Genomic DNA, 25,390 nt, shown 5'->3' on the forward strand with positions numbered 1-25,390 from the left:
CCTCGGGCCCTTAATAGCCCAGTGCGCAGCCGTCCTTGCGCGGATCGGAACCGCCGGTGAGCGTGCCCTTGTCCCAGTCGATCCAGATCGCCTGGGCGCCGCCGAGCGGGCCGACCACGCTGGTGGTCTTGTGGCCGAGCTTCTTCAGGCCTTCGACGATATCGGCAGGCACGCTGTCCTCGAGCTGGTACTGGCCCTCGTAGTGCAGACCGCGCGGCATGTCGATCGCCTCCTGCACGTCGCAGCCATAGTCGAGGATGTTGGTCACGACGTGGGTCTGGCCGACCGGCTGGTACTGTCCGCCCATCACCGCGAACGGCATCACGGAGCGGCCGCCCTTGGTGAGGAGGCTCGGCATGATCGTGTGAAGCGGGCGCTTGCCGCCGGCGATGCAATTGGGATGGCCGGGCTGGATGCGGAACCCACCGGCGCGGTTCTGGAACAGCACGCCCGTCTTGTTCGAGACGATCGCCGAGCCGAAGGAATGCGCGATCGAATTGATGAACGAGCAGACGTTGCGGTCCTTGTCCACGACCGTGATGTAGATGGTCGAGGGATTCATCGGCGGCGCGACGTTCGGCAGGTCGAGCATGCCGTCCATGCGGATCTTGCTGATGTACTCGTCGGCAAAGCCCTTCGCGAGCATTTCGGCGACGTCGATCTTCATGTGCTCAGGGTCGGCGACATGCATCTCGCGATTCATGTAGGCGATGCGCGCGGCTTCGGCTTCGAGATGGAAGCGCTCGATGCTGAGCGGCGCGTACTTGGTCAGGTCGAACCGCGAGAGGATGTTGAGCATCAAGAGCGCGGTGACGCCCGGGCCGTTCGGCGGGCACTGCCAGACGTCGTAACCCTTGTAGTTGGTACCGATCGGCGTCGTCGTCTCGGTGGTGTGGGCGGCGAAATCGTCGAGCGTGTGCAGGCCGCCGATCTCCCTGAGGGTCTCGACCATATCCTCCGCGATCGCGCCCTTGTAGAAGGCGTCGCGGCCGTCCTTGGCGATCGCGCGCAGCGTCTTGCCGAGTTCGGCCTGGCGGATGATGTCGCCGGCGACCGGCGGCTTGCCACCCGGCAACAGGTAACGCACCGTGTTGGTGCCACCCTTCAGCTTCTCGAACTGGTTCTTCCAGTCGAAGGCGATGCGCGGGGCGACGACGTAACCCTCTTCCGCCGCCTTGATCGCGGGCTGCAGCAGGCGGTCGAAGCCGAACTTGCCGTGATCGCGCAGCACGGTCGCGAAGGCGTCGATCACGCCGGGGATCGAGACCGCATGCGCCGAGGTCAGCGGCACGGAATTGATCTTGCGCTCGAGATACCAGTCGGCGTTCGCCGCCTTCGGGGCCCGGCCGGAGCCGTTATAGGCGATGATCTTGCCCTCGCCGCGCGGCTGGATCAGCGCAAAGCAGTCGCCGCCGATGCCGGTCGATTGCGGCTCGATCACGCCGAGCAGCGCCGAACCCGCCACCGCGGCGTCCACCGCCGTGCCGCCCTCGCGCAGCACCTCGATCGCGGCCAGGGAGGCCTGCGGATGCGAGGTCGCGACCATCGCGTTGGTGGCGTGGACCGTGGACCTGCCGGGGAAATGGAAGTTTCTCATCGAAGTTTTGCTCTCTCAGGGCTCTCTTGGGGGGCTCTCTTGGGGGGCTCTCTTGGGCCGTCGGCGCGGAGGGCGCGCCGTCTCGGAAAAACCGGGCCTACATGACACATTCCGGCCCGCCGGGGCAATGCTGGCATACCAGCGAAATAGCTGCCATCCGCTGGGCGTATAGACCTTTTGCTGTCCGGGACCATGCGGGTTTTCTGGGCGGCGGCCGCCTGCTAAACGAGCCGCCATGATCCACAAGGTCGCCGCCTTTTACCAATTCGCCGCCCTGCCCGATTACCGCGCGCTGCGCGGGCCGTTGCGTGCGTTCTGCGCAGGCCTCGCGCTCAAGGGCAGCGTGCTGCTCGCCCAGGAAGGCATCAACGGCACGATTGCGGGTGCGCCCGAGGCGATCGACGCCTTCGTCCACGAGCTCGCGCACGGCGCCCTGTTCGGCGGCCGGCTGAACAATCTCGAGCTGAAATTCTCGACCGCCGCGGCGATGCCGTTCGGCCGGCTCAAGGTGCGGCTGAAGAAGGAGATCGTCACGCTCGGCGACGAGGCCGCCGATCCGACGCGGCAAGTCGGCACGTACGTCGCGGCCGCCGAATGGAACGCACTGATCGCAGCACCCGACACGCTGGTGCTCGACACCCGCAACGCCTTCGAGGTCGCGATGGGCACGTTCGAGGGTGCGGTCGACCCTGAGATCAAGAGCTTTGGCCAGTTCAAGGATTTTGCCGCCGAGCAGCTCGATCCGACAAAGCACCGCAGGATCGCGATGTTCTGCACCGGCGGCATCCGTTGCGAGAAGGCGAGCGCGCATCTGCTCGCGCGCGGCTTTGCCGAGGTCTATCACCTCAAGGGCGGTATCCTCAAATATCTCGAAGATGTGCCGGAGGCGCAGAGCCGCTGGCGCGGCGAATGTTTTGTATTCGACGAGCGCGTCGCACTCAGTCATGGCTTGCGCGAACGGGGCCTACGCGAACAGGAATTGGGGCACGACCGTGACGAGTGACATCAAGACGCTGGGCGAACGCATCGACACGCTGGAGACGCGCATCGCCTATCAGGACGATACGATCGAGACGCTCAACCAGACGATCACCGCGCAGTGGAAGCAGATCGACGCGCTGACGCGGAAGATCGCAGAGCTCGGCGAGCGACTTCAGGAAGCCGAGACGAATGCGCCGGGCCCCGCCAACGAGCCCCCGCCGCATTATTGAGGATGATGGGCTACAGCCCTGACGCCTTCGGCAGCAAGCTCGCCACCTCGACCGACATCATCAGGCGGTCGCGCCCACCCTGCTTCGCCGCATAGAGCGCCTGATCGGCGGCCTCGACGAGCGAGCCCACGCCGGCGGTGCGTTCCAGCGCGGGCCGGCAGGCCGCGCCGCCGAGCGAAGCGGTGACGCAGCCCGACGCGTGATTGGTGCTGTGGACGAGGCCCGCCTCGCGGATCGCCCGGCGGATCCGCTCGCCGATCCGCGCGCAGCCGGCGGCATCGGTGTTCGGCAGCAGCATGGCGAATTCCTCACCGCCATAGCGCGCAGCCAGATCTCCGGCGCGCTGCATCTCGGCCGCGATGACCTTCGCCACCACGCGCAGACAGGCATCGCCTGCGGGGTGGCCGTATTCGTCGTTGTAGGCCTTGAAGTGATCGACGTCGATCATCAGCAAAGCGAGGCTGGAGCGGTCGCGATAGGCGCGCGCCCATTCCTCCTTCAACCGTTCGTCGAAGCGGCGGCGGTTGGCGAGCCCGGTGAGGCTGTCCTCGATCGCGAGCGTCTCGAGCCTGGTCTCCAGCTTCTTCTGCTCGGTGATGTCGCGCGAGATCGCGACCACCCCGTCGACGCTGCCGTTTTCCTTGCGCGTCACCCGCATGGTCGATTCGAGCCAGACTTCCGAGTTTTGCCGGTGCGCGTTGCGATAGGTGACGCGCGCCTCGTCCTTTTCACCACGCTTCATGGCATCGACGAGCGCCTGGACCTGCGGCCGATCATCCGCATGGATGCCGGCGAGCGCCGGCGTTCCGATCAGCTGATTGGGCCGCCAGCCGACGACGCGAACCGACGAGGGCGAGACATAGCGCAGCCGCTCGTCGAGCCCGATGCGGGTCACCATGTCGCTGGAGCCTTCCGCGAGCAGGCGGAAATGCGCCTCTTTCTCGACCAGGGCCGCGGCCATGCGCTGGCCCCGCTGCAACTGCCGCACCAGCACCGCGCCGATGACCGCGATCAGCACGACCAGCGCAAGCACGTAGAGCATGCGAGAGATCGCCGCGGCGCGCCAGGGCGCCAGCAGCTCGGCCTTGTCGACCATGGCAAGCAGGACGAGCGGATAACGGCCGGAGCGCTTGAAGAAGCTGACGCGCTCGGCGCCGTCCAGCGGCGACCTGAAATGGTATGCGCCGCCCGGCTGCTGCAGGCTCGCGTCGCGGAATAGCGGGGTGTCGGCGACGCTGCGGCCGACGAACCTGTCGTTGCTTGGATTGCGCGCGATGATCATGCCGTCGCCGTGCACGAGCGCCACGGAGCTGTTGCGGCCGAGCTCGAACTGCTCGTAGAAATGCGCGAGATAGTTCGCGCTGATGGTCGCAAGCACGACGCCGCCGAAGCTGCCGTCCTGCTTGTTGAAGCGGCGCGACAGAGTGACGACCCATTCGCCATCGAGCTGGCTCCGCACCGGATGGCCGACATGAGGCTCCCGTTTCGAGGACAGCTGGTGATGACGGAAGAAAGCGTCGTCGCTGAGCGTCGAGCCGATCGTGCCCGGCGAGGTCAGCCAGTTGCCCTGGTCGTCGATGATGGCGAGGCTGTGAATGCGCGCGATCGCCTTCTTGCGTGCCTCTAGCAAATTCCTGAGCTTGGCGATCGTGGCGGGTTCGGCGCCGTCCATCTCCAGCCGACTGACGACGCCGACGACGCCGGAATCCAGCAGGTCGAGGCTGTCCTCCGCATGCTGCGTCAGCGAGCGCGCAACATTCGCCATCTCGGTCTCGGCGCCCTTGAGCACGGCATCGCGCGCGGCCCATTCACGCCAGCCGCTGACGCCGAGGATGGTCGCACAAGTGAGCACGACGAACGCCGCCGCGCGCAACGGCAGGCGGCTCCATCCGGCTCTTTGTGAGGCGACGGTCATGCGGCAGAAATCTCCGATCGCCGGAACTTCCACCGCTTCTGTTATTGAACCCTGAAACGCTTGCCGACATTCGCAGCGTTATGCGGGTTTTCCCGTACTCCTACGGACTGGAGCGTCGCTGGATCGCTAACAATGCGTTAGCGACCCTATCGGAAACCGAGCGCCCCGGCGCTCGCTGAACGTCGGCCTTAGCTGAAGATCGACTTAACCTTGTCCCAGAGCGAGGGACTGTCGGCATCCGCATCGGCCTTCGACGGTGTCGGCTGCGCAGCGCTGACCGGATCGGACGCAGGGAAACTGTCCTCCAGCCCGGCTTCAAGCTTGGTATGGCGATCGGCGGCCAGCGCCTTGCCAAGATCATCGGCGTGCTTGTCGTGCGGCGCGGGATTGAATGTCTCAGCCATGGAGTCCTCCTCGATTGGGAGGTCAACGCGGCGCATTTGCGCTGGTTCCACTGTTCCGCTCTGGCTTCCGGCAGTGTATCAGGAACCTCAATCTTGATAGGACCGTCCGTGCCCCAGTCTGCGACAAAGCCCTTCATCGACGTGCTCTCCGGCCAGCGCCAGGCTACCCCGCCCATGTGGATGATGCGGCAGGCCGGGCGCTATCTGCCGGAATATCGCGAGGTGCGGGCCAAGGCCGGCGGCTTCCTCGATCTTTGCTTCAACCCGGAGCTTGCCGCCGAAGTGACGCTGCAGCCGATCCGCAGGTTCGGCTTCGATGCGGCGATCATCTTCTCGGACATCCTGGTGATCCCCTATGCGCTCGGCCGTTCCGTGCGGTTCGAGGTTGGCGAGGGTCCGCGGCTGGAGCCGCTGGATGATCCCGCAAAAGTCGCGACGCTCGCCGCGCACGCCGACTTCAGCAAGCTCAAGCCGGTGTTCGAAGCGCTCAGGCTCGTGCGCGGTGCGCTCGATCCCAAGACCGCACTGATCGGCTTCTGCGGGGCGCCGTGGACGGTGGCGACCTACATGGTCGCAGGCCAGGGCACGCCCGACCAGGCGCCGGCGCGGATGATGGCCTACCGGCATCCGGAGGCGTTTGCGAAAATCATCGACGTGCTCGTGGAGAACTCGATCGCATATCTGCTGGCGCAACTCGCGGCCGGTGCCGATGCGCTGCAGATCTTCGACACCTGGGCCGGCGTGCTGCCGCCGGCCGAGTTCGCGCGCTGGTCGGTCGAGCCGACGCGGCGGATCGTGGAGGGCGTGCGCGCCAAGGTGCCCGATGCCAAGATCATCGGCTTCCCGCGCGGGGCCGGCGCGCAATTGCCTGGCTATGTCGAGGCGACCGGCGTGAATGCCGTCAGCATCGACTGGACCGCCGAGCCCGCCTTCATCCGCGAGCGCGTGCAGAGCAAGGTCGCCGTGCAGGGCAATCTCGATCCGCTGGTGCTGATCACAGGCGGCGCTGCGCTCGACCGCGCGGTGGACAACGTGCTGGCAAACTTTGCGCAAGGGCGCTTCATCTTCAATCTCGGTCACGGCATCCAGCCGGAAACGCCGATCGCCCATGTCGAGCAGATGCTGAAGCGCGTGCGGGGCTAATTTGTTGCGTCCCGGAGGGGAGCGGAAACAAAAACCGCGAAAACAACCCCATGCACAGTACAGAGACCACGCCCGATCAATGACTTAGAGGGCACTGAAATCAGATGCGCAGTCATCGCACTAGATTGCGCCAACGTTTGACACGTCGGGCAACACAGGAGCACGATGGCATCATCCCGCCGATCGCGATTTCACAGGCCAGCTAGCGCGGCCGGCTGCGCTCGATGATCTCGGCGGCGCCCTTCGCCAGCAGATCCAGTCCCACCGCACGGCCGAGCTCGCGCGGGCGGTTGGCGGGGCCCGTGTGCGAGGCTTCGATGATGGTGTTGCCGGAGAGGTCGAGCACGGACGCCGTCAGCGACATCTGATCGCCTGCGATGGTCGAAAAACCCGCCACCGGCGAATTGCAATGGCCGTTGAGCACCCACAGCACCTCGCGCTCGGCATCGGCAGAAGCGTGCGCAGAGGGATCGTCGATCGATGCCAGGATCTGCCGCGTCTGCCAGTCCTGCGCGGCGCATTCCACCGCGACGATGCCCTGCCCTGCCGCGGGCAGCATCTCCGCCGCGGAGAATTCATAGGCGATACGGTGCGAGAGGCCGACGCGGTCGAGGCCGGAACGCGCCATGATCAACGCATCGGCGGGACCAACCGCACCGCCATCCGGCAACTTCTGCTTCTCGCCATTGTCGAGTTTGCGCACGCGCGTGTCGGCGGCGCCGCGGAAGTGGATCACTTCGACATCGGGAAACAGCCGCCGCGCATAGGCGGCGCGACGCACGGCGTTGGTGCCGATCTTGAAACCCTTGCCACGGGACTGGCGCAGCGCTTCCAGCGTCACCCCATCGCGCAGCACCAGTGCGTCACTCGGGGGATCGCGCGATAGCGTAGCGCCGATGACGAGGCCGGGCGTGTCCTCGTTGCCGGGCATGTCCTTCAGCGAATGCATCGCGGCCTGCAATTCGCCGGAGAGCACGGCAGCGCGGATCTGCGCCACGAAGGCGCCGCCCTTGCCGCCATGCGGCAGCAGCTTGCTGGTCTGGTCGAGATCGCCCGTGGTGTCGAACTTGACGATCTCGACATCGAGATCGGGCATGGCGGCGGTCAGGCGGCGCGCAATCTCTTCCGTCTGCGCCAGCGCCATCGCGCTCTTGCGTGTGCCGATCTTGAATCGCGTAGCCAAGTCCTAATCCTTTCAACGCGCGAATTTAGCGCGCGTCCTCCAATATCATGTCGGAGGCCTTTTCGGCGATCATGATGATCGGCGCGTTGGTGTTCCCCGACACGAGGTCCGGCATGATCGAACCGTCGACGATGCGAAGGCCTTCGAGCCCCCTCATCTTCAGCCGCTGGTCCACCACCGCCAGCGCGTCATTGCCCATACGACAGGTCGAGGTCGGATGGTAGATGGTGCTGCCGCGCTCGCGGCAATAATCGAGCAGCTCTCCATCCGTGGATACCTTCGCCCCGGGATCGTACTCGCTGACCACGAACGGCTTCAGCGCCGGCGCATTCAGGATCTTGCGCAGGATCTTGAGACCTTCGACGTTGGTGGTGCGATCGGTCTCGGTGGACATATAGTTGATGCGGATCTCCGGCGGCACGGTCGGGTCCGCACTTTTGATGCGCAAGGTCCCGCGGCTTTCGGGCCGGAGCTGGCACACCGACGCCGTGAACCCGGAAAAATCATGCAGCTTCTCCCCCATCTTGTCGGTCGAGAACGGCAGGAAATGCACCTGGATGTCGGGCGAAGCAAGCCGCGGACTGGTCTTGAAGAACGCGCCCGCGGTGCCGGCCGCGATGGTCAGCCAGCCCTTCCGGAACAGCGCATAGCGCGCGCCGGCCAACGTGCGGCGGAACGGATTATTGACGGTGTCGTTGAGCGTGATCTTCTGCGAACAGCGCATCACGATGCGGACCTGCATGTGGTCCTGGAGATCGTGGCCGACGCCCGGCGCGTCCAGCACGACATCGATGCCGTGCTTGCGCAAGAGATCGGCAGGGCCGACGCCGGAGAGCTGAAGGAGCTGCGGCGAGTTGTAGGCGCCGCTCGACAGCACGACCTCCTTGCGCGCGCGGGCCCGGCGCACGGTTGTGCCTTGCCGATATTCGACGCCGACCGCGCGGCGTCCCTCGAACAGCACGCGCTGGCCGAGCGCCTCGGTCTCGACCTTGAGATTGCTGCGCGTCTTCGCGGGTCCGAGATAGGCCACCGCCGTCGAGGCACGGCGGCCGTTGCGCGTCGTGGTCTGGAACAGGCCGACGCCCTCCTGCGTGGCGCCGTTGAAATCGGGATTGTAGGGCAGACCGGTCTCGACCGCGGCATCCATGAAGGCCTTCGACAGCGGATCGGTCACGACCATGTTGGACACCGGCAGCGGGCCGCCGCTGCCGTGATATTGATCGGCGCCGCGCGCCTGGTTCTCGGCTTTCTTGAAATAGGGCAGCACGTCGTCATAGCCCCAGCCGGCATTGCCGTGCTGGCGCCAGCGATCGTAATCCTCGTGCTGGCCGCGGACGTAAAGCAGGCCGTTGATCGAGCTCGATCCGCCCAGCGTCTTGCCGCGCGGCTGGAACACCTGGCGCCCCTTCAGTTCGGGCTCCGGCTCGGTCTGGTACATCCAGTTGACCGTCTTCTCCTTGAACAGTTTTCCGTAGCCGAGCGGCACGTGGATCCAGATGTTGGAATCCTTAGGTCCCGCCTCGAGCAGCAGCACGCTGTGCTTGCCGTTCGCAGACAGCCGATTGGCGAGCACGCAGCCGGCAGAGCCGGCGCCGACGATGATGTAGTCGAACTCAGGATCGGACGGCGCGAGGGAGGAAATTGCGTTCATGCGCTACTGTTCTTCTTGTTGGTGGGCGTTTCCGGTTCGTCACTAGCACAATCATGCGCGTAGACGCAGCGCCTCGACCAGTGACTTGAACGCACGGGCATATTCCGCCCCTGCCCTTGCGATATCCGCGCGCCCGGCGCAGGCAACCGCCGCTTCCGTCACCGCGCCAAGCAGCAGCCGCGCCAGCGGCTCGACCGGTTGCTTTGCGATGAGGCCGGCCTCCATCGCCACCGACAGCGCGCGCGGCATCTTACCGCCAAAATGCTGCGCGTCGATCTCGCGCCAGCGCTCCCAGCCGAGCACGGCCGGGCCGTCGCGCAGGATGATCTTGCCGGTCGGCCCCTTGGCGGTCGCCGCAAAGTAATGCTGGGTGCCGGCGACCATCGCGGCGAGGACGTCCTTCTCGGCGCGCGCGGTGCGGTCGATCTCGGCGACGAGACCGCGCGAGACAGAATCGAACACCGCTTCGAACACCGCCTCCTTGGTCTTGAAGTGATGATAGACCGCGCCCTTGGCGACGCCCGCGGCCTCCGCGATGTCGTCCATGGTGGTCGCAGCAAAGCCCTGCGTCCCGAACAGGCGGCGCGCCGCCGTCAGGATCGCCTCCGATGTCGCCGCCCGCCGCTCCGCCTGCTTTGCCATGGCTCCCGTCTAGTCCAATTCGTCGCACCCGGCCAGTTGACTTTTCGACTGCCGGTCGGTATTTACCGACTATCAGTCGGTTTTAATCGTGAGGTGATCCATGCCGAACCGCGATGTCGTTGAAGCTTTTGCCAAGCGGCTGGAGGATGGGGACTTCATCGGAGCGATAGAACAATTCTATACGCCGGATGCCGCGACCTATGAGAACAACGCCGCCCCGACGGTCGGCCGCGACAAGCTCGTCGCCAAGGAGCGCGGCGTGCTCGCGGCCTCCAGGGAGGTGAAGGCCGTCCGCATCGGGCCGAGCCTGATCGAGGGCGACCACGTCGCGACCCGCTGGAGCTTCAGCTTCACGAATGCCGAAGGCGTCGTCCGAACGCTGGATGAGATCGCGTGGCAGACCTGGCGGGGCGATCAGCTGATCGAAGAACGGTTCTATTATGATCCGAAGCAGCTCGGGCGGTGACGTTCGGCACTTTTGGCAACAGAGCGGGCTGGCAGCCTCCTCGCGGCCATCCTTCGAGACGCCCGCCTTCAGCGGGCTCCTCAGGATGAGGTCTGCTCCGCGGCAACATCTTAGACCCTCATGGTGAGGAGCGCCGCCTTGCGGCGCGTCTCGAACCATGAAGGCCGAGCGCGTTCTGCGATCGGCCCATTGTTACAGCCGTAACGCGGAGCGCCGTATTTGTATCGATTTGTTATCGATACCCTCGCTTGAACACGCAGAAGTGGCCATGGCGATCGTGGCCAGCGGGGATAATTCATATTTCGTCAAAGGTTTGCAGCGAATCCTCCAGATCGAGCCGGACAAACGGCCCATGCTGCTAGGCCCTGGAATGCGGACTCAAACGACCAGCTATTTCGCGCGGCTGTTCGCCGGCGATCTGTCGGCCTTTGGCGGTCCTGCAACCGACGAAGCCGTCGCCGGACATATCCGCGCCGATCAGATGTCACTGGTGCTCGGCTACTCCGTCGGCATCATGCTTGCCAATGCCTGCAACGCGGCCGTGCTCGCCATCGCGCTCTGGCATTCGCCGGACTGGAAGTTTGCGTTGGCCTGGGCCGCGATCGTGGCCGGCGCCGCGATTGCGTTCGGCCTGCAATCCCACGCCTCGCGCCGGATCACAAAACCGCAATTCGTTTCGCGCCGGGCGATGCATCGGCTGGTGCGCAACGCCTTCGTGCTCGGCGTCGCCTGGGGCATCGTCCCGGTCGCCTTCTTCGCGAATGCCGCGACCGGCGGCCAGCTCGTCATCACCTGCCTTTGCTCGGGAATGCTGGCCGGCGGCGCGCTGGCCTTCGCCACGATCCCGATTGCGGCCATCGCCTTCACGAGCCCCATCTTCGTCGGTATCGCCATCTGCCTCGGTCGCGACGGCGATCCCGCCTATGTGCTGATGGCCATCCTGGTGGTGGTCTACGGCAGCGTGCTGCTGCGCGCGGTGTTCGTCAATTCATTCGCGTTCGCGCGGCGCGTGATCCGGCAGATCGAGGCCGAGCGCACGGTCCGGCAGGATCCCCTCACGCTGTTGCCCAACCGCTTCGCCTTCAACGAAACGCTCGAAGCCGCGCTGCGGCGGATGGCCATGTCCGGCGAGGAATTCGCGGTGCTCCTGCTCGACCTCGACCGCTTCAAGGAGGTCAACGACAAGTTCGGCCACCCCGCCGGCGACGAATTCCTGATCCAGGTCGCAGGCCGGCTGCAACGCTGCACGCGCGCGGCCGAGCACGTCGCGCGAATTGGCGGCGACGAGTTCGCGCTGGTGATGGCCAATCTGGCACGGCCGGAGGATGCGCTCGAGATCGCCGAACGCTTCGTCGCGGCCTTCGACGAACCGTTCCAGATCGAGGGCCGCCAGATCGCCGGCGCGACCAGCGTCGGCATCGTGCTGGCGCCGCGCGACGGCACCACGCAGCTCGACATCATGAAGAATGCCGACGCCGCTTTGTATCGCGCCAAGAAAGCAGGTCCCGGCACGGTCTGCTTCTTCGAGGAGGCCGATGACAGGGTGTCACGCGATCGCAAGGCGCTGCAAGCGGACCTCGAAGGCGCCATCGCCAGGGACGAGCTGTTCCTGGTGTTCCAGCCGTTCCTCGATCTCGGCGAGAACCGCATCACCGGTTTCGAGGCGCTGCTGCGCTGGCAGCATCCCCGGCGCGGACTGGTGCCGCCGAGCGAATTCATTCCGATCGCCGAGGAGACCGGGCTGATCCACGAGATCGGCGAATGGGTGATCCGGCGTGCCTGCGCGACGCTTTCGGACTGGCCGGAGGACATCCGGGTCGCCGTGAACTTCTCCGCCGCGCAGTTTCACAGCACCGGCATCCTCCAGACCATCGTGCAGGCGCTCGCGGACGCGAAGGTCGCCCCGCACCGGCTCGAGATCGAGATCACGGAATCGATGCTGCTGTCGAAATACGGCTCCGCGGCGTCGATCCTGAACGCGCTGCTCGAGCTCGGCATCACGGTGGCGCTGGACGATTTCGGCACCGGCTTCTCCTCCCTCACCTATCTGCGCAAGCTGCCGTTCAGCCGTATCAAGATCGACCAGTCCTTCATCCGCGACATGCTGGTGCAGCCCGACTGCGCTGCGATCGTGAAGTCTGTGATCTCGCTAGCGCGCGACCTGCGCATCGGCGTGGTTGCGGAAGGCGTCGAGACCGCCGACCAGCTCGAGTTTCTGCGCCAGTTCGGTTGCGACGAAGCGCAGGGCTATCTGATCAGCCGGCCGGTGTCGGCCGACGGCGTGCTGGCGCTGCTGGACACGAAGAAGCTGCGGGCGACCTACGCAGCGTAGGGCATATACTCGCAAATGTGAGGAGGTCCGCTTCCAGCGGCGAAACAGACTCGCGCAAGGCAGAATTTCTTCAAGCCGCCCTTTGCAAATGATCGCTGCCGGGCAGGTTCTGCGTCCCGCGCCAGTCTTCGCGGTCATAGGGTTGGTCTGCATCCCTGACCTAAGGCTGTCCGCTGTTTTGAGAACGTTTCCGAGTGTTTCGGCGCGCTACCACTCTCAAGACGGCTTGCCGTGTCGGCCCCATTAAGCAACACTTGCCTCATTTCAAAGTAATTATTTTTGAGGGGCATCATCATGCCTGAGATATTTGAAGTCGTGCTGTGGTGTGCCGCGCTTGCGACATGGTTGATGCTTCTCTTCGCCCTCGTGAGCAAGACCCTGAAGCAGCTCTCAAAGAGCATCCGCCGCGCGATAGAGGAAGCTTTCAAGCCCGACTTGAAGTGATCTCGGCTACGATGCCCGATCGAAACTGAACCGGCCCGCCCCGGTGACGAAGATCAACATCGCGCCTCCCATGATCGAGACATTCTTCAGGAAGTGGTTGTATTGACCGATCTGCTGCGCACCCGCGGGATACTCCCAGTAACGGTGCGCAATAGCCGTTGCCGCCAATACGAACACAAACGTCAGAATTGCGCAGTAGCGCGTACCGACGCCCAATATCAAACCAACGGATATCAATACCTCCAGTACGATGTTCGTCATCGTGAACAGCTCAGGTGCTGGAAGGTTCAGGGACCTGAAGTAACCCACAGAGCCGCTGAAGTTGGATATTGCTCCGTACGCGCTTCCGACGAATACCCACGCGAGGAGAATGCGGCCGATCAAAATCAGCGCGTCAGCTCGCCCTGTGGCGAACTCATCGACTGCCAGCGAGACAGAATTGGATTTCATGGCAGAACCTCCACCCTTGCTGTCCAAGACCGGCTGAACACTTTTACTACGAGAGCAAGCCTATCATGATTGGTGGACCGCACGAAGCGCTCTTACCGGCCCATTGACGCAGCAAGCGAAGCCCGCATCGTCACCGCCCTTAGCTGCCTCGCCAGGACGACCTGCACCCATCTGCTCCCGAGAGGAGAGCGGATGCGCACGCCTTCAGGCTGATCGCGCTTTCCCTCCAGCCCCGGTCAGACCGCATCCGCCCGCAGCAGCGTGTCCACGGTGATGGTGCCGCGGGCGCGGGAGACGCAGGCGCAGATCTTCTGGTTGCTTTGCTTCTGGTGATCGCTGAAGAAGACGTCGCGATGATCGATCTCTCCGTCGACCTCGACCACGTCGATGGCGCACAGGCCGCATTCGCCGCGCTTGCAATCGTACATCACGTCGTGGCCGCTGGCATTGAGCACATCAAGCATCGAGCGCTCGCGTGGGATTTCGAGCTCGACATCGGTCCCCTTCAGGCGCACGCGAAACGTCTCGGTCGGCAGCGTGCCGCTGGAGCCGAAGGTCTCGTAGCGGAGATCGAGAAGCGGATGGCCGGCGCCGATCCAGGCGTGGCGCGCGGCATCCAGCATCCGCATCGGACCGCAGAACAGCGCCAGCGCACCTTGCGGCAATGATCCGAACAGCGCATCGAGGTCGAGCCGCCGGCCCTCGTCGCTCGCGTGAACGACCAGGCGCTCACCGAGCATTTTGGCGAGATCGTCGAGATAGGCGGCATCGGTGCGCGAGCGCACGGCATAATGCAGCGTGACATCAGCGCCGCGACGCGCCAGCGCCTGTGCGGCGCCAAGGATCGGCGTGATACCGATGCCGCCGGCGATCAGGCAATAGTTTTCGCGGGCCCAGTCGACCGCGAGCAGCGAAGCCGGCCGGGTGATGTCGAGCCGAGCGCCGGGTGCGAGCTGCCACATATAGCGCGAGCCGCCGCGGGAATCCTCGGCGCGGCGCACCGCGATTCTGAAACCGCGCGAGGACGCCTCGCCGACCAGCGAATAGGATCGCGTCTCCGGCAGGCCGTCGATGGTCACGCTGACATTGATGTGGCTGCCGACCGGATAGGCCGTGCCGTCGAACTGATCCGGCAGGATCACGAATTCGCGGATGCCCGGCGCAAGATCGCGCGTCGCGACGAGCGTTGCCGGAATCCAGGTTTCGATGAAGCGCATGGTGACGGCCCTAGTCGGTTGCGGTCTTGATCAGCGCGAGCGCCGGCAAGAGGTCGAGATGGGTGCGGTTGCGCAACGCGAGCCGCAAGTTTCGCACCGCGAGGCGCGCGTGCTCGCGCATCACGGCCTCGGCGCGGGCGCCTTCGCGGTTCTCGATGGCGTCGATCACGACGCGATGGTGCTCCTGCCCGATGATCAGAATCTGCTGCGCCTCGGGCAGCGCCGATTGCGCCATCACGAAACCGCTTGGCGAGGCGAACGGCAGCGCCGAGGCGCGGTCGATCTGCCGGATCAGCGGCGGGCTGCGCGACAATTCCGTGAGCAGTGCGTGGAAGCGCGCGTTCAGCGTGACGTAGGACGAGAAGGCATCGACCGAGATCGGCACCTGGCGCAAGAGCTCGTCGATCGCAGCGAGACATTCCTTGAGCGGCTCGAGCTCGCGCGCGGAAACGCCGCGCTCGGCTGCGAAGCGCGCGGCGAGCCCTTCGAGCGTGCCGCGCAGCTCGATGGAATCGGAGATGTCGCGCTCGGAAAACGCCTTCACCATGAAGCCGCCGGAGGGAATCGCCTCCAGCAGGCCTTCCTCCTCCAGCCGCACCAGCGCCATGCGCACCGGCGTGCGCGAGGCGCCGGTCGTCTCCACCGCCTGGAGCTCGGAGATACGCTCGCCGGGCCGTAAGCGACCCGACAGGATCTGGTCGCGCAGCGCGAGCTGCGCCTTCACGGTCTGCGAGACGGAGCGGTCGACCTCTCGCTCGGGCGCTGGTTTCACCTGGCCTACTCCGCGGCCTGGAGCTGCTGCGGCGCGCTTTCCTTCGCCACCATCCTGTCGATCAGCTTGCGCGTCCACATCGCACCGGCGTCGATGTTGAGGTTGTAGAAGATCCGATCGGGGTTCTCGTCCATGGCGCGCTGCTGCGCCTCGAGGATCAGCTCGTCCTCGTGGAAGATCCCGGAGACACCCTCGCGGATCTCGGTGGTGATGCGCTGCTCGCCGATCTGATAGTTGCGGACGAACGCCCAGAAATAGTGGCAGGTCTTCTCGGTCTCCGGCGTGATGGTGTTGAGCACGAAACCGTTGACGCCCTGCGAGCGGTCGCCTTCCGGCGCGCCGGTGCCTGTCGGCGCCACGCCGACATCGATCGCGATCGTGCACGGGGCTTCGAAGCGGATGATCTGCCAACGGTCGACGAGGCCGGGCTTGCCGAGTTGCTTGGCCCAGAACGGCGGCGCCTCGATGCCACGCATCCAGCGCGTCACCGTCACCGTCTTCTCGCCATGGGTGACGTCGAACGGCGCCTCGGCGACCGCATCGTTGCCGATCGAGGAGCCGTGCACGAATGTCTCGTGGGTGAGGTCCATGAGATTGTCGAGCACGAGGCGGTAGTCGCAATTGACGTGGATGGTCTTGCCATCGCCGGCCCAGGCCGGATCGTGATTCCAGTGCATGTCAGGGACGAGCGCGGGATCGGCCAGCGCGGGGTCGCCCATCCAGAGCCAGACGTAACGATGACGCTCGACCGCGGGATAGGCGCGGACGCAGGCCGACGGATTGATGGTCTCCTGCGAGGGCATGAAGGTGCAGCGCCCCTGCGAATTGTATTTCAGCCCGTGATAGCCGCAGACGACAGTGTCGCCTTCCAGCCGGCCCTTGGACAGCGGCACCAGGCGGTGCCAGCAGGCATCCTCCAGCGCGGCCACCGAGCCATCGGCCTTGCGGTACATCACGACATGCTTGCCGCAGATCGTCCGCGGCAACAGCGCCGGCTTGACGTCAGCGTCCCAGGCCGCGGCGTACCAGGCGTTCATCGGGAAGGGTTTTGTCACGGGTCGCTCTCCCAAGGCTTATGAATACGTTATGTATACAGTAACGGAGGGATAGAATCGTTCAAGGCCAAATTTGGCGTATTTGAATACCTATTATCTTGATGATGTATACAATTGTACCGGAATGTCATTCCCCACGAAGGCGGGGAATCCAGTACGCTGCGGCTCCTCCGCATCACGGCACGGCCGCGGCATACTGGATCACCCGCTTTCGCGGGTGATGACAGCGGAGAATGCGGAAAGCACTTCCTCGGAGCAGCAACCGAAGAGTCGTACTGGGCTCAGTGCCCTACGCCCCGAACACCTTCTTCAGCCCCGCCTGGGCCTCTTCCTGAATCCGCTTCAGGTGCTCGGTGCTGCGGAAACTTTCCGCGTAGATCTTGTAGACGTCCTCGGTCCCCGACGGCCTTGCGGCGAACCAGCCGAAATCGGTTTCGACCTTGATGCCGCCGAACGGCTGGCCGTTGCCCGGCGCCTTGCTCAGCGTGGCGCGGACGGGATCGCCGGCGAGATCCTTGAGGCCGAGCTGCTCGGGCGTGACGGACTTGAGGATGTTCTTCTGGGGCGCGGTGGCGGCGACGTCGATGCGCGCATAGTGCGGCACGCCGAGCTCGGCAGTGAGGTCGTTGAAGAGCTGGCTGGGATCGCGGCCGGTCTTCGCCATGATCTCGGCTGCGAGCAGGCCGAGGATGATGCCGTCCTTGTCGGTGGTCCACACCCCGCCGTCGCGGCGCAGGAACGAGGCCCCTGCACTCTCCTCGCCGCCGAAGCCGAAGCCGCCCGTGAGGAGGCCGTCGACGAACCATTTGAAGCCGACCGGCGTTTCGACCAGCCTGCGGCCGAGCTTCTTGGCGACGCGGTCGATGATCGAGCTCGACACCACGGTCTTGCCGATCGCGGCATCCTTGCCCCAGTTCGGGCGGTTCACGAACAGATAGGAGATCGCGGTCGCAAGGTAATGGTTCGGATTCATCAGGCCGCCGGTGCGCGTCACGATGCCGTGGCGGTCGGCGTCGGTGTCGTTGGCGAATGCGACGTCGAAGCGGTCGCGCATCGCGATCAGGCTCGCCATCGCGTAGGGCGAGGAGCAATCCATGCGGATCTTGCCGTCCCAGTCGACGGTCATGAAGCGGAAGGTCGGATCGATCGCCTCGTTCACCACCGTGGCTTTCAGGCCGTAGCGCTCGATGATCGGATGCCAGTAATGCACGGCGGCGCCGCCGAGCGGATCGATCCCGATATTGATTCCGGCGGATTTGACCAGATCGAGATCGACGACATTGCCGAGATCGGCGACGTAGGGCGTGATGAAGTCGTAGGCGTGCACGTTCGCGGATTTGCGCGCCTTGGCGTAGTCGATGCGCTTCACGCCCTTCAGGCCGTCGGCGAGATAGGCGTTGGCGCGCTTCTCGACGACGGAGGTCGCGTCGGTGTCGGCCGGGCCGCCATGCGGCGGATTGTATTTGTAGCCGCCGTCCTCGGGGGGATTGTGCGAGGGCGTGACGACGACGCCGTCGGCAAGGCCGCTAGCGCGGCCCTTGTTGTAGGTCAGGATCGCGTGCGAGATGACAGGCGTCGGGCTGTAGCCGCCGTCCTTGTCGATCATGATGTCGACGCCGTTGGCGGCGAACACCTCGACGGCGCTGACCAGCGCCGGCTCGGCCAGCGCATGGGTGTCGATGCCGATGAAGAGCGGGCCGGTCAGGCCCTTTTCAGTTCTGTAGTCACAAATCGCCTGCGTGGTCGCGAGGATGTGGCCCTCGTTGAAGCTGTTCTTGAACGACGTGCCGCGATGGCCGGAGGTTCCGAACGCCACCCGCTGCGCGGGATCGCCGGCATCGGGCTTGCCGGCGAAATAGGCCGTCACCAGCCGCGGAACATTGGTGAGCGCGTCCGGCGAGACCAGCTTGCCCGCCGCGGGGTCAACATCAGCCACTGAAAGATCCTCGTCCTGTCGTGCAGAGTTTGTGGAATACCATAGCATCGGCCGGCCCCCCGCCAAGGGCACAACACGCGCGGCGGGCTGGCCGTTCCTGAGATCATGCTATGGTCTTTGAGATCGGGGCTTTTTCGAGTCGGGGCATGACGCTGTTTCACAGGCTCTTGGTTGTTCTGATGGCCTGGCTTGCGACGGCTGATATCGTGCCCACTGCGATGGCCGCGGAGTTCTACACGGAAGACCTGCGCATTCCGATGACGGAGGCCGGGCCGCAGGGGCTGGAGGCCTTTCTGGTCCGGCCGGCCGGAACGAAGCGCTATCCGCTCGCGCTGCTCAGCCACGGCTCGCCGCGCAGTTTCGACGACCGCGCGACCATGTCGGCGCACAAATATTACGGGATCGCGCTCGAATATGCCCGGCGCGGCTTTGCCGCGCTGATCGTGATGCGGCGCGGCTACGGCACCTCGCCCGGCGGACGCGTCGACAGCGTCGGCGCTTGCGCGAATGCCACCTATCTGCCGGCGGCGGCGGTTGCAGTCGCGGATTTGCGCGCGGCGATCGACGCGATGGGGCGCAGGGCCGACGTCACGACATCGGGCATGATCGCGGCCGGCCATTCCGCCGGCGGGCTCACCACCGTCGCGCTGACCGCGCAGGCACCGAGTGGTCTCGTCGCCGCGATCAGCTTTGCCGGCGGCCGCGGCTCGCGCGATGACGACGACGTCTGCAACGAGAATGGGCTGGTGCAGGCCTTCGCCACGTTCGGCAAGACGTCGCGCGTGCCGATGCTGTGGGTCTATGCGGCCAATGATTCGTTCTTCGGTCCCGATCTCGCGCGCCGCCTCTATGACGGATTTCGCGGCAATGGCGGTCACGCGAAATTCATTGCGGCGCCGCCTTACGGCGACGACGGCCACTATCTCTATTCGGTGGTTGGCCGCCCGCAATGGACGCCCTATCTCGACGCCTTCCTGCGCGAGCGCGGGCTCGGCCATGACATCCTGAGCCTTCCCGATCCGCTGCCGCCGCCGGGCCAGCTCAACGAGGCCGCGCGCGCCGAATTCTCGCGCTATCTCGCCAGCACCATGCCGCACAAGGCTTTTGCGGTGTCGCCGAACGGCGGTTACGGCTGGCGCTCGGGCCGCACCACCGCCGACGACGCCCGGCGCGATTCGCTTAGCGCCTGCATGAAATGGTCGCCGACCTGCACGCTGTATGCGGTCGATGACCAGCTGGCCGGGGCGACGCAAAGGACATCGACGGACCAGAGCGCCCGCGCGCGATAGGCGCGAGGGTGATCGGATCTTTCGACGGATGAGGCTAGAGCCGCTCGCTGAGCGCGAGCTTGTAGCCGACGCCGGTGACGGTCGCGATCACGGGCGTGCCGCTGCCGACGAGCTTGCGCCGCAGCCGCGCCACCAGCGCATCGACCGTGCGGATATCGACCTCGGCCTGGCGGTTGCTGACGACCTCGATCAGATAGTCGCGGCTGAGCGGCCGGCCGTCGGCGCCGACCAGCGCCGCGAGCAGGTCAAACTCGGCGCGCGTCAACGCCACCGGCTTGCCGTCGCTGCCGAGCAGCTCGCGCCGGGTCAGGTCGATGATCCAGTCGCCGAAGGCGATCGAATTGTGGTTGCGCGCCGCCTTGCGGTCGATCGAACGCCGCCGCAGCACGCTGCGCGCACGCGCGAGCAGATCGCGCAGATTGATCGGCTTGGTAACGTAATGGTCGCCGGCGATCTCGAGCCCGAGGATGCGATCGACGTCGGTGTCGCGGCGCGTCACGAAGATGATGCCCGCATTGCTGGTCGCCTGGATCTCCTTGGCGAGCTCGAAGCCGTCGCCATCGGGCAACTGCACGTCGAGGAAGACGAGATCGGTGCGCGAGCGCAGCGCCTGACGGCATTCCGCGCAGGAGCCGGCGCCGACAACGTCGAAATTGTTCTCGCTGAAATAGCCGACCAGCATCGTCCGCGTCACGGGATCGTCTTCGACGACGATCAGCCGTTCGCGGCCGGCAGGCCTTAATTCCTGACGTGCGGAATCAACCACGTTGTTGGATGTCCTGTGTGCTTGTGGCGCGGCTTGAAAGTTCAAGTCGTCGCGCAGCGCACTGTCCTGTGAACGAACATTCACGACTTATTCGAGCCCCCGAGATTGCCTGCTGGAATACTAGGCGTGTTGTGCTGCCCGAACAATATTGGTCATGGTATTGGCGTATTAAGTATGAATTGCCCCACAATTCTCATCGCGCGCATCATCATGCCGGCATGGCTCGTGCGAGCGCCGACCGGGGCTCTCGACACCGCCGATCCCGTACATTCGGCATCGGACTCAACCGCTGGTTAACGTAAAGAAAGGCTTCGGCTTCGAAACAGCCGGCCGCGCCTCTATGGTCTCCGCTTGCAGATGCGAAACCACGGAGCAGGCGTGATGCAGGGGCAGGCCCGGTTGGCCGCCGAACGAACCGAGCAAGGTGCAACGCCTTTCGGCCGTTCTCACACGCTCGACGTCCTGCGCGGCCTCGCCATCGTCGGCGTGATGGCGATCCACGTTTCACAATCTTTTCCTTCAAAGATCCACGCCGTCGACTTCGCCTTCATGTGCGGCTGGACCGGCGTCAACGTGTTCTACTTCGTCAGCGCCATGACGATGTGCCTGATGTGGACGCAGCGCACCGAAACCGACCCGACGCGCAAATTCTACATCCGGCGCTTCCTGCGCATCGCGCCGCTGTTCTGGCTCGCGATCCCGGTTTACCTCGTCATCAACGGCACGGGGCCGAGCTACGACGCGCCCAACGGCATCGGACCGCTCCAGGTGATCCTGACCGCGACGTTCCTGCACGGCTTCTGGCCGGACAGCGTCAACAGCGTCGTGCCGGGCGACTGGTCGATCGCGGCGGAAATGACGTTCTATCTCGTGTTCCCCTTCGTGATCACGGCCTTCGGATCACGCCGCCATCTCTATCTCGCGCTCGCGATCGCGCTGCATCTCGTCAATGTCTGCCTGTTCAAGCCGTGGGCGTTCGCGCTGTTCTCGGCCTATTACGGGCCCGGCCACGAGGCCTTCGTCTGGAATGCGCTGCACATCAGCTTCCTGAACCAGCTGCCGGTCTTCCTCGTGGGATGCGCGCTGTTCTTCTCGCTGCGCGACGGCTTTGCGAAGTCGGACGCAGCGATCTTCGCCGCCTTCATCGTGCTGTCCTTCATCGCCGACCGCGCGACCGGCTCGCATGAATTCAACTATTTGATGATCAACCTCGTGCTCGGCGCGCTGGTTGCAGGTTGCATCCGCCTCGCGATCCGCTGCCGGCCGATCGAGGCGCTCGGCCGCAACTCCTATTCGATGTACCTGTCGCACTTCGCGGTGATCTACGGCCTGCGCCAGATCTGGCCGCTTGCGGACGGACTGGTCTCGCTGCTGATCGCCTATGCCGTCACCGCCGCGCTCAGCTATCTCGTCGCACGCGCGACCTGGCATCTGGTCGAACGGCGCGCGCAGGATCTCGCGCATCGCCTGACGTCCGCGGGATCGGACCGGTCAACCATTCGGCCGACCATCGCGGCCACTGTGGCCGGTCTGCACTGACGCGCGACTTGTCTAGCTGACGCCTTCGAATCTACAGTACGCCACGAAAGATCTTCAGACACGCCGGGGCGGCGTGATCAGGTCGACCGGCTTCACGCTGGAGTGGGCGCCATGGAAGTCATACTGCTCGGCACCGGCGGCCCACGCCCGGACCCGCGCCGCATGGCGACGACCACGCTGATCAGGCTTGGCGAGGAGAATATCCTGTTCGACGCGGGCCGCGGCGTCATGGTGCAGCTCCACAAAGCCGGCGTGCCGCTCGGCGCCATCAACACGGTCTTTCTCACCCATCACCACTTCGACCACATCGGCGACCTCTATGATGTGATGCTGAATTCGTGGATGCATGGGCGCAAGGACGATCTGCGCATCTACGGTCCGCCCGATACCGAACGGCTCGTCAACACGCTGATCACACAGGTCTACGACAAGGACATCGCCTGGCGGGATCAGGGCGAGCCGACCTTTGGCGGCTGGAAGCCGGTCGTCGCGACGGACATCATTCCCGGCCCCGTCCTCGACACCGGTCGCTGGAAGATCAGCGCCGAGCTCGTCTCACATGGCGACGGTCTCGACATGTCGCCGGCGTTTCTCGCGCGCTGGATGTGCCTCGGCTTCCGCTTCGAAGCCGAGGGCAAGGTCATAGCGATCTCCGGCGACACGGTGCCCTGCCCTGGTCTCGAGCGGCTGGCTGAAGGAGCCGACCTACTGGTGCAGTGCTGCTTTCTCGCAACGCCTGAAATCAACAACGACCATCTCCGCCGGCTCGCGAAATACACGATCGCCTGCGGCGATACGGTCGGCAAGATCGCAGCCAAGGCCGGCGTCAAGAAGCTTGCGCTGACCCATCACCGTCCGCGCACCGACGATGCCATGCTGGATGCGTTGCTCGCGGACGTCAGGAAGGACTATTCGGGTCCCGTTGTGCTCGGCGAGGATCTCACGCGGATCGAGGTCTGAGGGCTGCGCGATGCGCCGTCCGGCCTCAGGACGATCCAACCTCGATCCGGTACGACAGTTCTTCGTTCGCGCCGGCCGCGATGTGCATCAGACCCGGCTTGTCGCTGAACTCGCCTTCGAAACCGACGGGACTGGCATAGCCGCGCCAGGGCTCGATGCAGAGGAACGGCGCGCCTGTCGGTTTCGACCAGACGCCGAGCTCGCGAAAGCCGCGCCATGACATTTTGAGCCAGGGCCCGCCCCCCTGCCCGGCCGCATAGTGGACCGCATGGCTGTTGACGGGGTCGAGGATGACGGCGTCATTGGTGAACAGGGATTCCGACAAAGGAAGCACGGTGCCTCTGACGGGGCTCGGATCCGTTGCCGCGAGCAGGAGTCCGCCCTCGACACGGCGAACCGGAGACGGCTCCTCGTTCGTGAACGTCAGCGCGTAGCTCTCCTTCGACATTCCAGGCTGAAGCGGCCAGTTGAAGGCGGGATGGCCACCGAGCGACACCGGCAATGTCTCCTTGCCAGTGTTCACGACCGTGAGCGAGAGATCGAGACCGGCGTCGTCGATCGCATAGGTGGCCGTCAGGCGAAATGCGAACGGATAGAGCGCGCGCGTTGTCTCGCTGTCTTCGAGCGCCAGCGTGCAACGGTTCTCGCCGCGCTCTACCCACGCGAACCGGCTGTCGCGCGCAAAACCGTGCTGGGTCATCCGGTAGGTCTTGCCCCGGTGCCGCATTTCGTCATTGGCGAGACGCCCGACGATCGGAAACAGCAGCGGCGCGTGGCGTGGCCAGGCCGGCCCCGCCTGCCAGACAAATTCGACACCGCTGCCGTCCTTCAACGAGCACAGCTCGGCGCCGTGTGCTTTGATGGTCGCGGTGAGCCCGCCACTGCGGATCGTGTGCGTGTCGTCGGTCATGACAATCTCCATCGCGGCAACGAGGCCAAACGCGGCGACCTGATGCGACCGGATCATATCGCATCAGAAACGATTTCGCCCGCCCCAGGATGAGGCGGGCGAACCCGAACTTCAAACGACCAGCTTAAGCCTGGGACGATCGCCCGATGCTCTCGTAGGTGAAGCCGGCGGCTTGCATCTCTTCGGGCGGGTAGATGTTGCGGAGATCGACCACGACGGGCTGGGTCATGGCCGCCTTCAGTCGACCGAGATCGAGCGCGCGGAACTGCACCCATTCGGTGACGATGACGAGCGCGTCGGCGCCTTGCGCGCAGGAATAGGCGTCCTCGCAATAGGTGATGTTCGGCAGCTCGCCCTTGGCCTGCTCCATGCCGACGGGATCGAACGCCTTGACCGTCGCGCCCATGTCGATCAGGCCGGTGACGAGCGGGATCGACGGCGCATCGCGCATGTCGTCGGTGTCGGGCTTGAAGGTGAGGCCGAGCACGGCAATGGTCTTGCCGCGCAAGCTACCGCCGAGCGCCTGGCTGACCTTGCGCGCCATCGCGCGCTTGCGGTTCTCGTTGACGGCCAGCACGGATTCGACGATGCGCAGGCTCACGTCATAGTCCTGCGCGATCTTGATCAGCGCCTTGGTGTCCTTCGGGAAGCAGGAGCCGCCGAAGCCCGGACCCGCATGCAGGAACTTGGTGCCGATGCGGTTGTCGAGGCCGATGCCGCGCGCGACCTCCTGCACGTTGGCGCCGACCTTTTCCGAGAGATCCGCGATCTCGTTGATGAAGGTGATCTTGGTCGCGAGGAACGCGTTCGCGGCGTATTTGATCATCTCGGCGGTGCGGCGCGCCGTGAACATCAGCGGGGCCTGGTTCAGCGACAGCGGGCGATAGACGTCGCCCATCACCTTGCGGCCGCGCTCGTCGGAGGTGCCGACGACGACGCGGTCGGGGTACTTGAAGTCGCGGATCGCCGCGCCCTCGCGCAGGAATTCGGGGTTGGAGGCGACGACGACGTCGGCCGCGGGGTTGGTCTCGCGGATGATGCGCTCGACCTCGTCGCCGGTGCCAACCGGGACGGTCGACTTGGTCACGACGACGGTGAAGCCCGACAGCGACTGCGCGATCTCGCGCGCGGCGGCGTAGACATAGGACAGATCGGCGTGACCGTCGCCGCGGCGCGAGGGCGTGCCGACCGCGATGAAGACGGCATCGGCGTCCGCGACCGGCTTCGACAAATCGGTGGTGAAGTCGAGCCGCTTGGCCTTTACATTGGTCGCGACCAGTTCGTCGAGGCCGGGCTCGTAGATCGGAATCTCGCCGCGATGAAGCGCCGCGATCTTCTTCTCGTCCTTGTCGACGCAGGTGACGTCGTGACCGAAATCCGCAAAGCAGGCTCCGGACACCAGTCCCACATAGCCCGTTCCGATCATCGCGATTCGCATGAAAAACTCTTTCCGTTGAAGACGGATGTTCCACTGAACACCCTAGACCATTTCTGTATCCGGCCGCACG

23 protein-coding genes are annotated in these 25,390 nt (G+C 65.0%); 9 read left to right on the plus strand and 14 right to left on the minus strand.

The features are described from left to right. Window positions 1-10: 10 nt before the first annotated feature. Window positions 11-1,597, minus strand: coding sequence for a gamma-glutamyltransferase (gene ggt, locus ABIA90_RS37055; RefSeq protein WP_063985209.1), 1,587 nt, complete (start codon window positions 1,595-1,597; stop codon window positions 11-13). A 235-nt stretch (window positions 1,598-1,832) separates the two neighbouring features. On the opposite strand from ggt, the gene trhO reads away from it, so the two are divergent. Both trhO and ABIA90_RS37065 read left to right on the plus strand, forming a co-directional pair. Next, window positions 1,833-2,600: an oxygen-dependent tRNA uridine(34) hydroxylase TrhO gene (trhO, locus tag ABIA90_RS37060; RefSeq protein WP_354121054.1), complete on the plus strand. Its 768-nt coding sequence runs from the start codon at window positions 1,833-1,835 to the stop codon at window positions 2,598-2,600. Continuing rightward, window positions 2,590-2,808, plus strand: coding sequence for a SlyX family protein (locus ABIA90_RS37065; protein ID WP_063985210.1), 219 nt, complete (start codon window positions 2,590-2,592; stop codon window positions 2,806-2,808). Before trhO ends, ABIA90_RS37065 begins: the two co-directional genes overlap by 11 nt. Window positions 2,809-2,818: 10 nt before the next feature. Here the strand turns inward: ABIA90_RS37065 and ABIA90_RS37070 are convergent, their stop codons facing one another. Next, window positions 2,819-4,723, minus strand: coding sequence for a diguanylate cyclase domain-containing protein (locus ABIA90_RS37070; RefSeq protein ID WP_085399129.1), 1,905 nt, complete (start codon window positions 4,721-4,723; stop codon window positions 2,819-2,821). A 188-nt stretch (window positions 4,724-4,911) separates the two neighbouring features. Then, window positions 4,912-5,127, minus strand: a complete 216-nt coding sequence (locus ABIA90_RS37075) for a hypothetical protein (RefSeq protein WP_014497480.1) — start codon at window positions 5,125-5,127, stop codon at window positions 4,912-4,914. Between the two features lie 108 nt (window positions 5,128-5,235). Here ABIA90_RS37075 and hemE point away from each other — a divergent pair, with 108 nt between their 5' ends. Beyond that, the gene (gene hemE / locus ABIA90_RS37080) at window positions 5,236-6,270 is read left to right on the plus strand and encodes a uroporphyrinogen decarboxylase (protein WP_354121055.1); all 1,035 of its coding nucleotides are present in this window, start codon (window positions 5,236-5,238) and stop codon (window positions 6,268-6,270) included. 202 nt (window positions 6,271-6,472) lie between these two features. Here the strand turns inward: hemE and hemC are convergent, their stop codons facing one another. Genes hemC through ABIA90_RS37095 form a run of 3 tightly spaced genes read right to left on the minus strand, consistent with a single transcriptional unit; the run spans window position 6,473 to window position 9,746 of the window. Continuing rightward, entirely contained in the window at window positions 6,473-7,453 is a 981-nt protein-coding gene (hemC, locus tag ABIA90_RS37085) for a hydroxymethylbilane synthase (protein WP_354121056.1), read from the minus strand. A gap of 25 nt (window positions 7,454-7,478) precedes the next feature. Next, window positions 7,479-9,104: a GMC family oxidoreductase gene (locus tag ABIA90_RS37090; RefSeq protein ID WP_354121057.1), complete on the minus strand. Its 1,626-nt coding sequence runs from the start codon at window positions 9,102-9,104 to the stop codon at window positions 7,479-7,481. A gap of 51 nt (window positions 9,105-9,155) precedes the next feature. Continuing rightward, complete coding sequence (locus ABIA90_RS37095) at window positions 9,156-9,746, minus strand: TetR/AcrR family transcriptional regulator (RefSeq protein WP_354121058.1); 591 nt, start codon at window positions 9,744-9,746, stop codon at window positions 9,156-9,158. 100 nt (window positions 9,747-9,846) lie between these two features. Between ABIA90_RS37095 and ABIA90_RS37100 the strand changes: the two genes are divergently transcribed. The 3 genes from ABIA90_RS37100 (at window position 9,847) to ABIA90_RS37110 (ending at window position 12,988) form a co-directional block, all read left to right on the plus strand. Then, entirely contained in the window at window positions 9,847-10,212 is a 366-nt protein-coding gene (locus ABIA90_RS37100) for a nuclear transport factor 2 family protein (protein WP_354121059.1), read from the plus strand. 370 nt (window positions 10,213-10,582) lie between these two features. Next, window positions 10,583-12,544 (plus strand): putative bifunctional diguanylate cyclase/phosphodiesterase, encoded by a 1,962-nt coding sequence (locus ABIA90_RS37105; RefSeq protein ID WP_354121060.1) that lies wholly within the window; start codon window positions 10,583-10,585, stop codon window positions 12,542-12,544. A 294-nt stretch (window positions 12,545-12,838) separates the two neighbouring features. Beyond that, window positions 12,839-12,988 carry a hypothetical protein gene (locus tag ABIA90_RS37110; protein ID WP_166084486.1) on the plus strand — a complete coding sequence of 50 codons (150 nt, stop codon included), beginning with the start codon at window positions 12,839-12,841 and terminating at the stop codon, window positions 12,986-12,988. Between the two features lie 6 nt (window positions 12,989-12,994). Here the strand turns inward: ABIA90_RS37110 and ABIA90_RS37115 are convergent, their stop codons facing one another. From ABIA90_RS37115 to pgm, 5 genes are all read right to left on the minus strand, one after another. Continuing rightward, window positions 12,995-13,438: a DoxX family protein gene (locus tag ABIA90_RS37115; RefSeq protein ID WP_354121061.1), complete on the minus strand. Its 444-nt coding sequence runs from the start codon at window positions 13,436-13,438 to the stop codon at window positions 12,995-12,997. A 236-nt stretch (window positions 13,439-13,674) separates the two neighbouring features. Beyond that, the gene (locus ABIA90_RS37120; protein ID WP_354121062.1) at window positions 13,675-14,655 is read right to left on the minus strand and encodes a PDR/VanB family oxidoreductase; all 981 of its coding nucleotides are present in this window, start codon (window positions 14,653-14,655) and stop codon (window positions 13,675-13,677) included. Between the two features lie 10 nt (window positions 14,656-14,665). Next, window positions 14,666-15,427, minus strand: a complete 762-nt coding sequence (locus ABIA90_RS37125) for a GntR family transcriptional regulator (RefSeq protein ID WP_354121063.1) — start codon at window positions 15,425-15,427, stop codon at window positions 14,666-14,668. Window positions 15,428-15,432: 5 nt separating this feature from the next. Further along, window positions 15,433-16,482, minus strand: a complete 1,050-nt coding sequence (locus tag ABIA90_RS37130) for an aromatic ring-hydroxylating dioxygenase subunit alpha (protein ID WP_354121064.1) — start codon at window positions 16,480-16,482, stop codon at window positions 15,433-15,435. Between the two features lie 289 nt (window positions 16,483-16,771). Beyond that, the gene (pgm, locus tag ABIA90_RS37135) at window positions 16,772-18,418 is read right to left on the minus strand and encodes a phosphoglucomutase (alpha-D-glucose-1,6-bisphosphate-dependent) (RefSeq protein ID WP_354121065.1); all 1,647 of its coding nucleotides are present in this window, start codon (window positions 18,416-18,418) and stop codon (window positions 16,772-16,774) included. A 146-nt stretch (window positions 18,419-18,564) separates the two neighbouring features. On the opposite strand from pgm, the gene ABIA90_RS37140 reads away from it, so the two are divergent. Next, the gene (locus tag ABIA90_RS37140; protein ID WP_354121066.1) at window positions 18,565-19,707 is read left to right on the plus strand and encodes an alpha/beta hydrolase family protein; all 1,143 of its coding nucleotides are present in this window, start codon (window positions 18,565-18,567) and stop codon (window positions 19,705-19,707) included. 34 nt (window positions 19,708-19,741) lie between these two features. On the opposite strand, the gene ABIA90_RS37145 is transcribed toward ABIA90_RS37140, so the two are convergent. Then, window positions 19,742-20,557 (minus strand): response regulator transcription factor, encoded by an 816-nt coding sequence (locus ABIA90_RS37145; protein WP_063979731.1) that lies wholly within the window; start codon window positions 20,555-20,557, stop codon window positions 19,742-19,744. Between the two features lie 297 nt (window positions 20,558-20,854). On the opposite strand from ABIA90_RS37145, the gene ABIA90_RS37150 reads away from it, so the two are divergent. Both ABIA90_RS37150 and ABIA90_RS37155 read left to right on the plus strand, forming a co-directional pair. Beyond that, window positions 20,855-22,012, plus strand: a complete 1,158-nt coding sequence (locus ABIA90_RS37150; protein WP_354121067.1) for an acyltransferase family protein — start codon at window positions 20,855-20,857, stop codon at window positions 22,010-22,012. Window positions 22,013-22,123: 111 nt separating this feature from the next. Then, entirely contained in the window at window positions 22,124-22,972 is an 849-nt protein-coding gene (locus tag ABIA90_RS37155; protein WP_354121068.1) for an MBL fold metallo-hydrolase, read from the plus strand. A 25-nt stretch (window positions 22,973-22,997) separates the two neighbouring features. Here the strand turns inward: ABIA90_RS37155 and ABIA90_RS37160 are convergent, their stop codons facing one another. Together ABIA90_RS37160 and ABIA90_RS37165 are read right to left on the minus strand one after the other, a co-directional pair. Next, complete coding sequence (locus ABIA90_RS37160; protein ID WP_354121069.1) at window positions 22,998-23,882, minus strand: aldose 1-epimerase family protein; 885 nt, start codon at window positions 23,880-23,882, stop codon at window positions 22,998-23,000. Window positions 23,883-24,006: 124 nt separating this feature from the next. Next, window positions 24,007-25,320: a UDP-glucose dehydrogenase family protein gene (locus ABIA90_RS37165; RefSeq protein WP_166084326.1), complete on the minus strand. Its 1,314-nt coding sequence runs from the start codon at window positions 25,318-25,320 to the stop codon at window positions 24,007-24,009. Window positions 25,321-25,390: the final 70 nt, after the last annotated feature.

The organism is Bradyrhizobium sp. LA6.8 (genome assembly GCF_040547935.1).
GTDB lineage: Bacteria > Pseudomonadota > Alphaproteobacteria > Rhizobiales > Xanthobacteraceae > Bradyrhizobium > Bradyrhizobium barranii.

Coding starts and splice junctions, on each gene's coding strand:
- ggt (WP_063985209.1), bottom strand. CDS start 1,597: ATGAGAAACTTCCATTTCCCCGGCAGGTCCACGGTCCACGCCACCAAC.
- trhO (WP_354121054.1), top strand. CDS start 1,833: ATGATCCACAAGGTCGCCGCCTTTTACCAATTCGCCGCCCTGCCCGAT.
- ABIA90_RS37070 (WP_085399129.1), bottom strand. CDS start 4,723: ATGACCGTCGCCTCACAAAGAGCCGGATGGAGCCGCCTGCCGTTGCGC.
- ABIA90_RS37075 (WP_014497480.1), bottom strand. CDS start 5,127: ATGGCTGAGACATTCAATCCCGCGCCGCACGACAAGCACGCCGATGAT.
- ABIA90_RS37090 (WP_354121057.1), bottom strand. CDS start 9,104: ATGAACGCAATTTCCTCCCTCGCGCCGTCCGATCCTGAGTTCGACTAC.
- ABIA90_RS37095 (WP_354121058.1), bottom strand. CDS start 9,746: ATGGCAAAGCAGGCGGAGCGGCGGGCGGCGACATCGGAGGCGATCCTG.
- ABIA90_RS37100 (WP_354121059.1), top strand. CDS start 9,847: ATGCCGAACCGCGATGTCGTTGAAGCTTTTGCCAAGCGGCTGGAGGAT.
- ABIA90_RS37105 (WP_354121060.1), top strand. CDS start 10,583: ATGCGGACTCAAACGACCAGCTATTTCGCGCGGCTGTTCGCCGGCGAT.
- ABIA90_RS37110 (WP_166084486.1), top strand. CDS start 12,839: ATGCCTGAGATATTTGAAGTCGTGCTGTGGTGTGCCGCGCTTGCGACA.
- ABIA90_RS37115 (WP_354121061.1), bottom strand. CDS start 13,438: ATGAAATCCAATTCTGTCTCGCTGGCAGTCGATGAGTTCGCCACAGGG.
- ABIA90_RS37120 (WP_354121062.1), bottom strand. CDS start 14,655: ATGCGCTTCATCGAAACCTGGATTCCGGCAACGCTCGTCGCGACGCGC.
- ABIA90_RS37140 (WP_354121066.1), top strand. CDS start 18,565: ATGACGCTGTTTCACAGGCTCTTGGTTGTTCTGATGGCCTGGCTTGCG.
- ABIA90_RS37150 (WP_354121067.1), top strand. CDS start 20,855: ATGCAGGGGCAGGCCCGGTTGGCCGCCGAACGAACCGAGCAAGGTGCA.
- ABIA90_RS37155 (WP_354121068.1), top strand. CDS start 22,124: ATGGAAGTCATACTGCTCGGCACCGGCGGCCCACGCCCGGACCCGCGC.
- ABIA90_RS37160 (WP_354121069.1), bottom strand. CDS start 23,882: ATGACCGACGACACGCACACGATCCGCAGTGGCGGGCTCACCGCGACC.
- ABIA90_RS37165 (WP_166084326.1), bottom strand. CDS start 25,320: ATGCGAATCGCGATGATCGGAACGGGCTATGTGGGACTGGTGTCCGGA.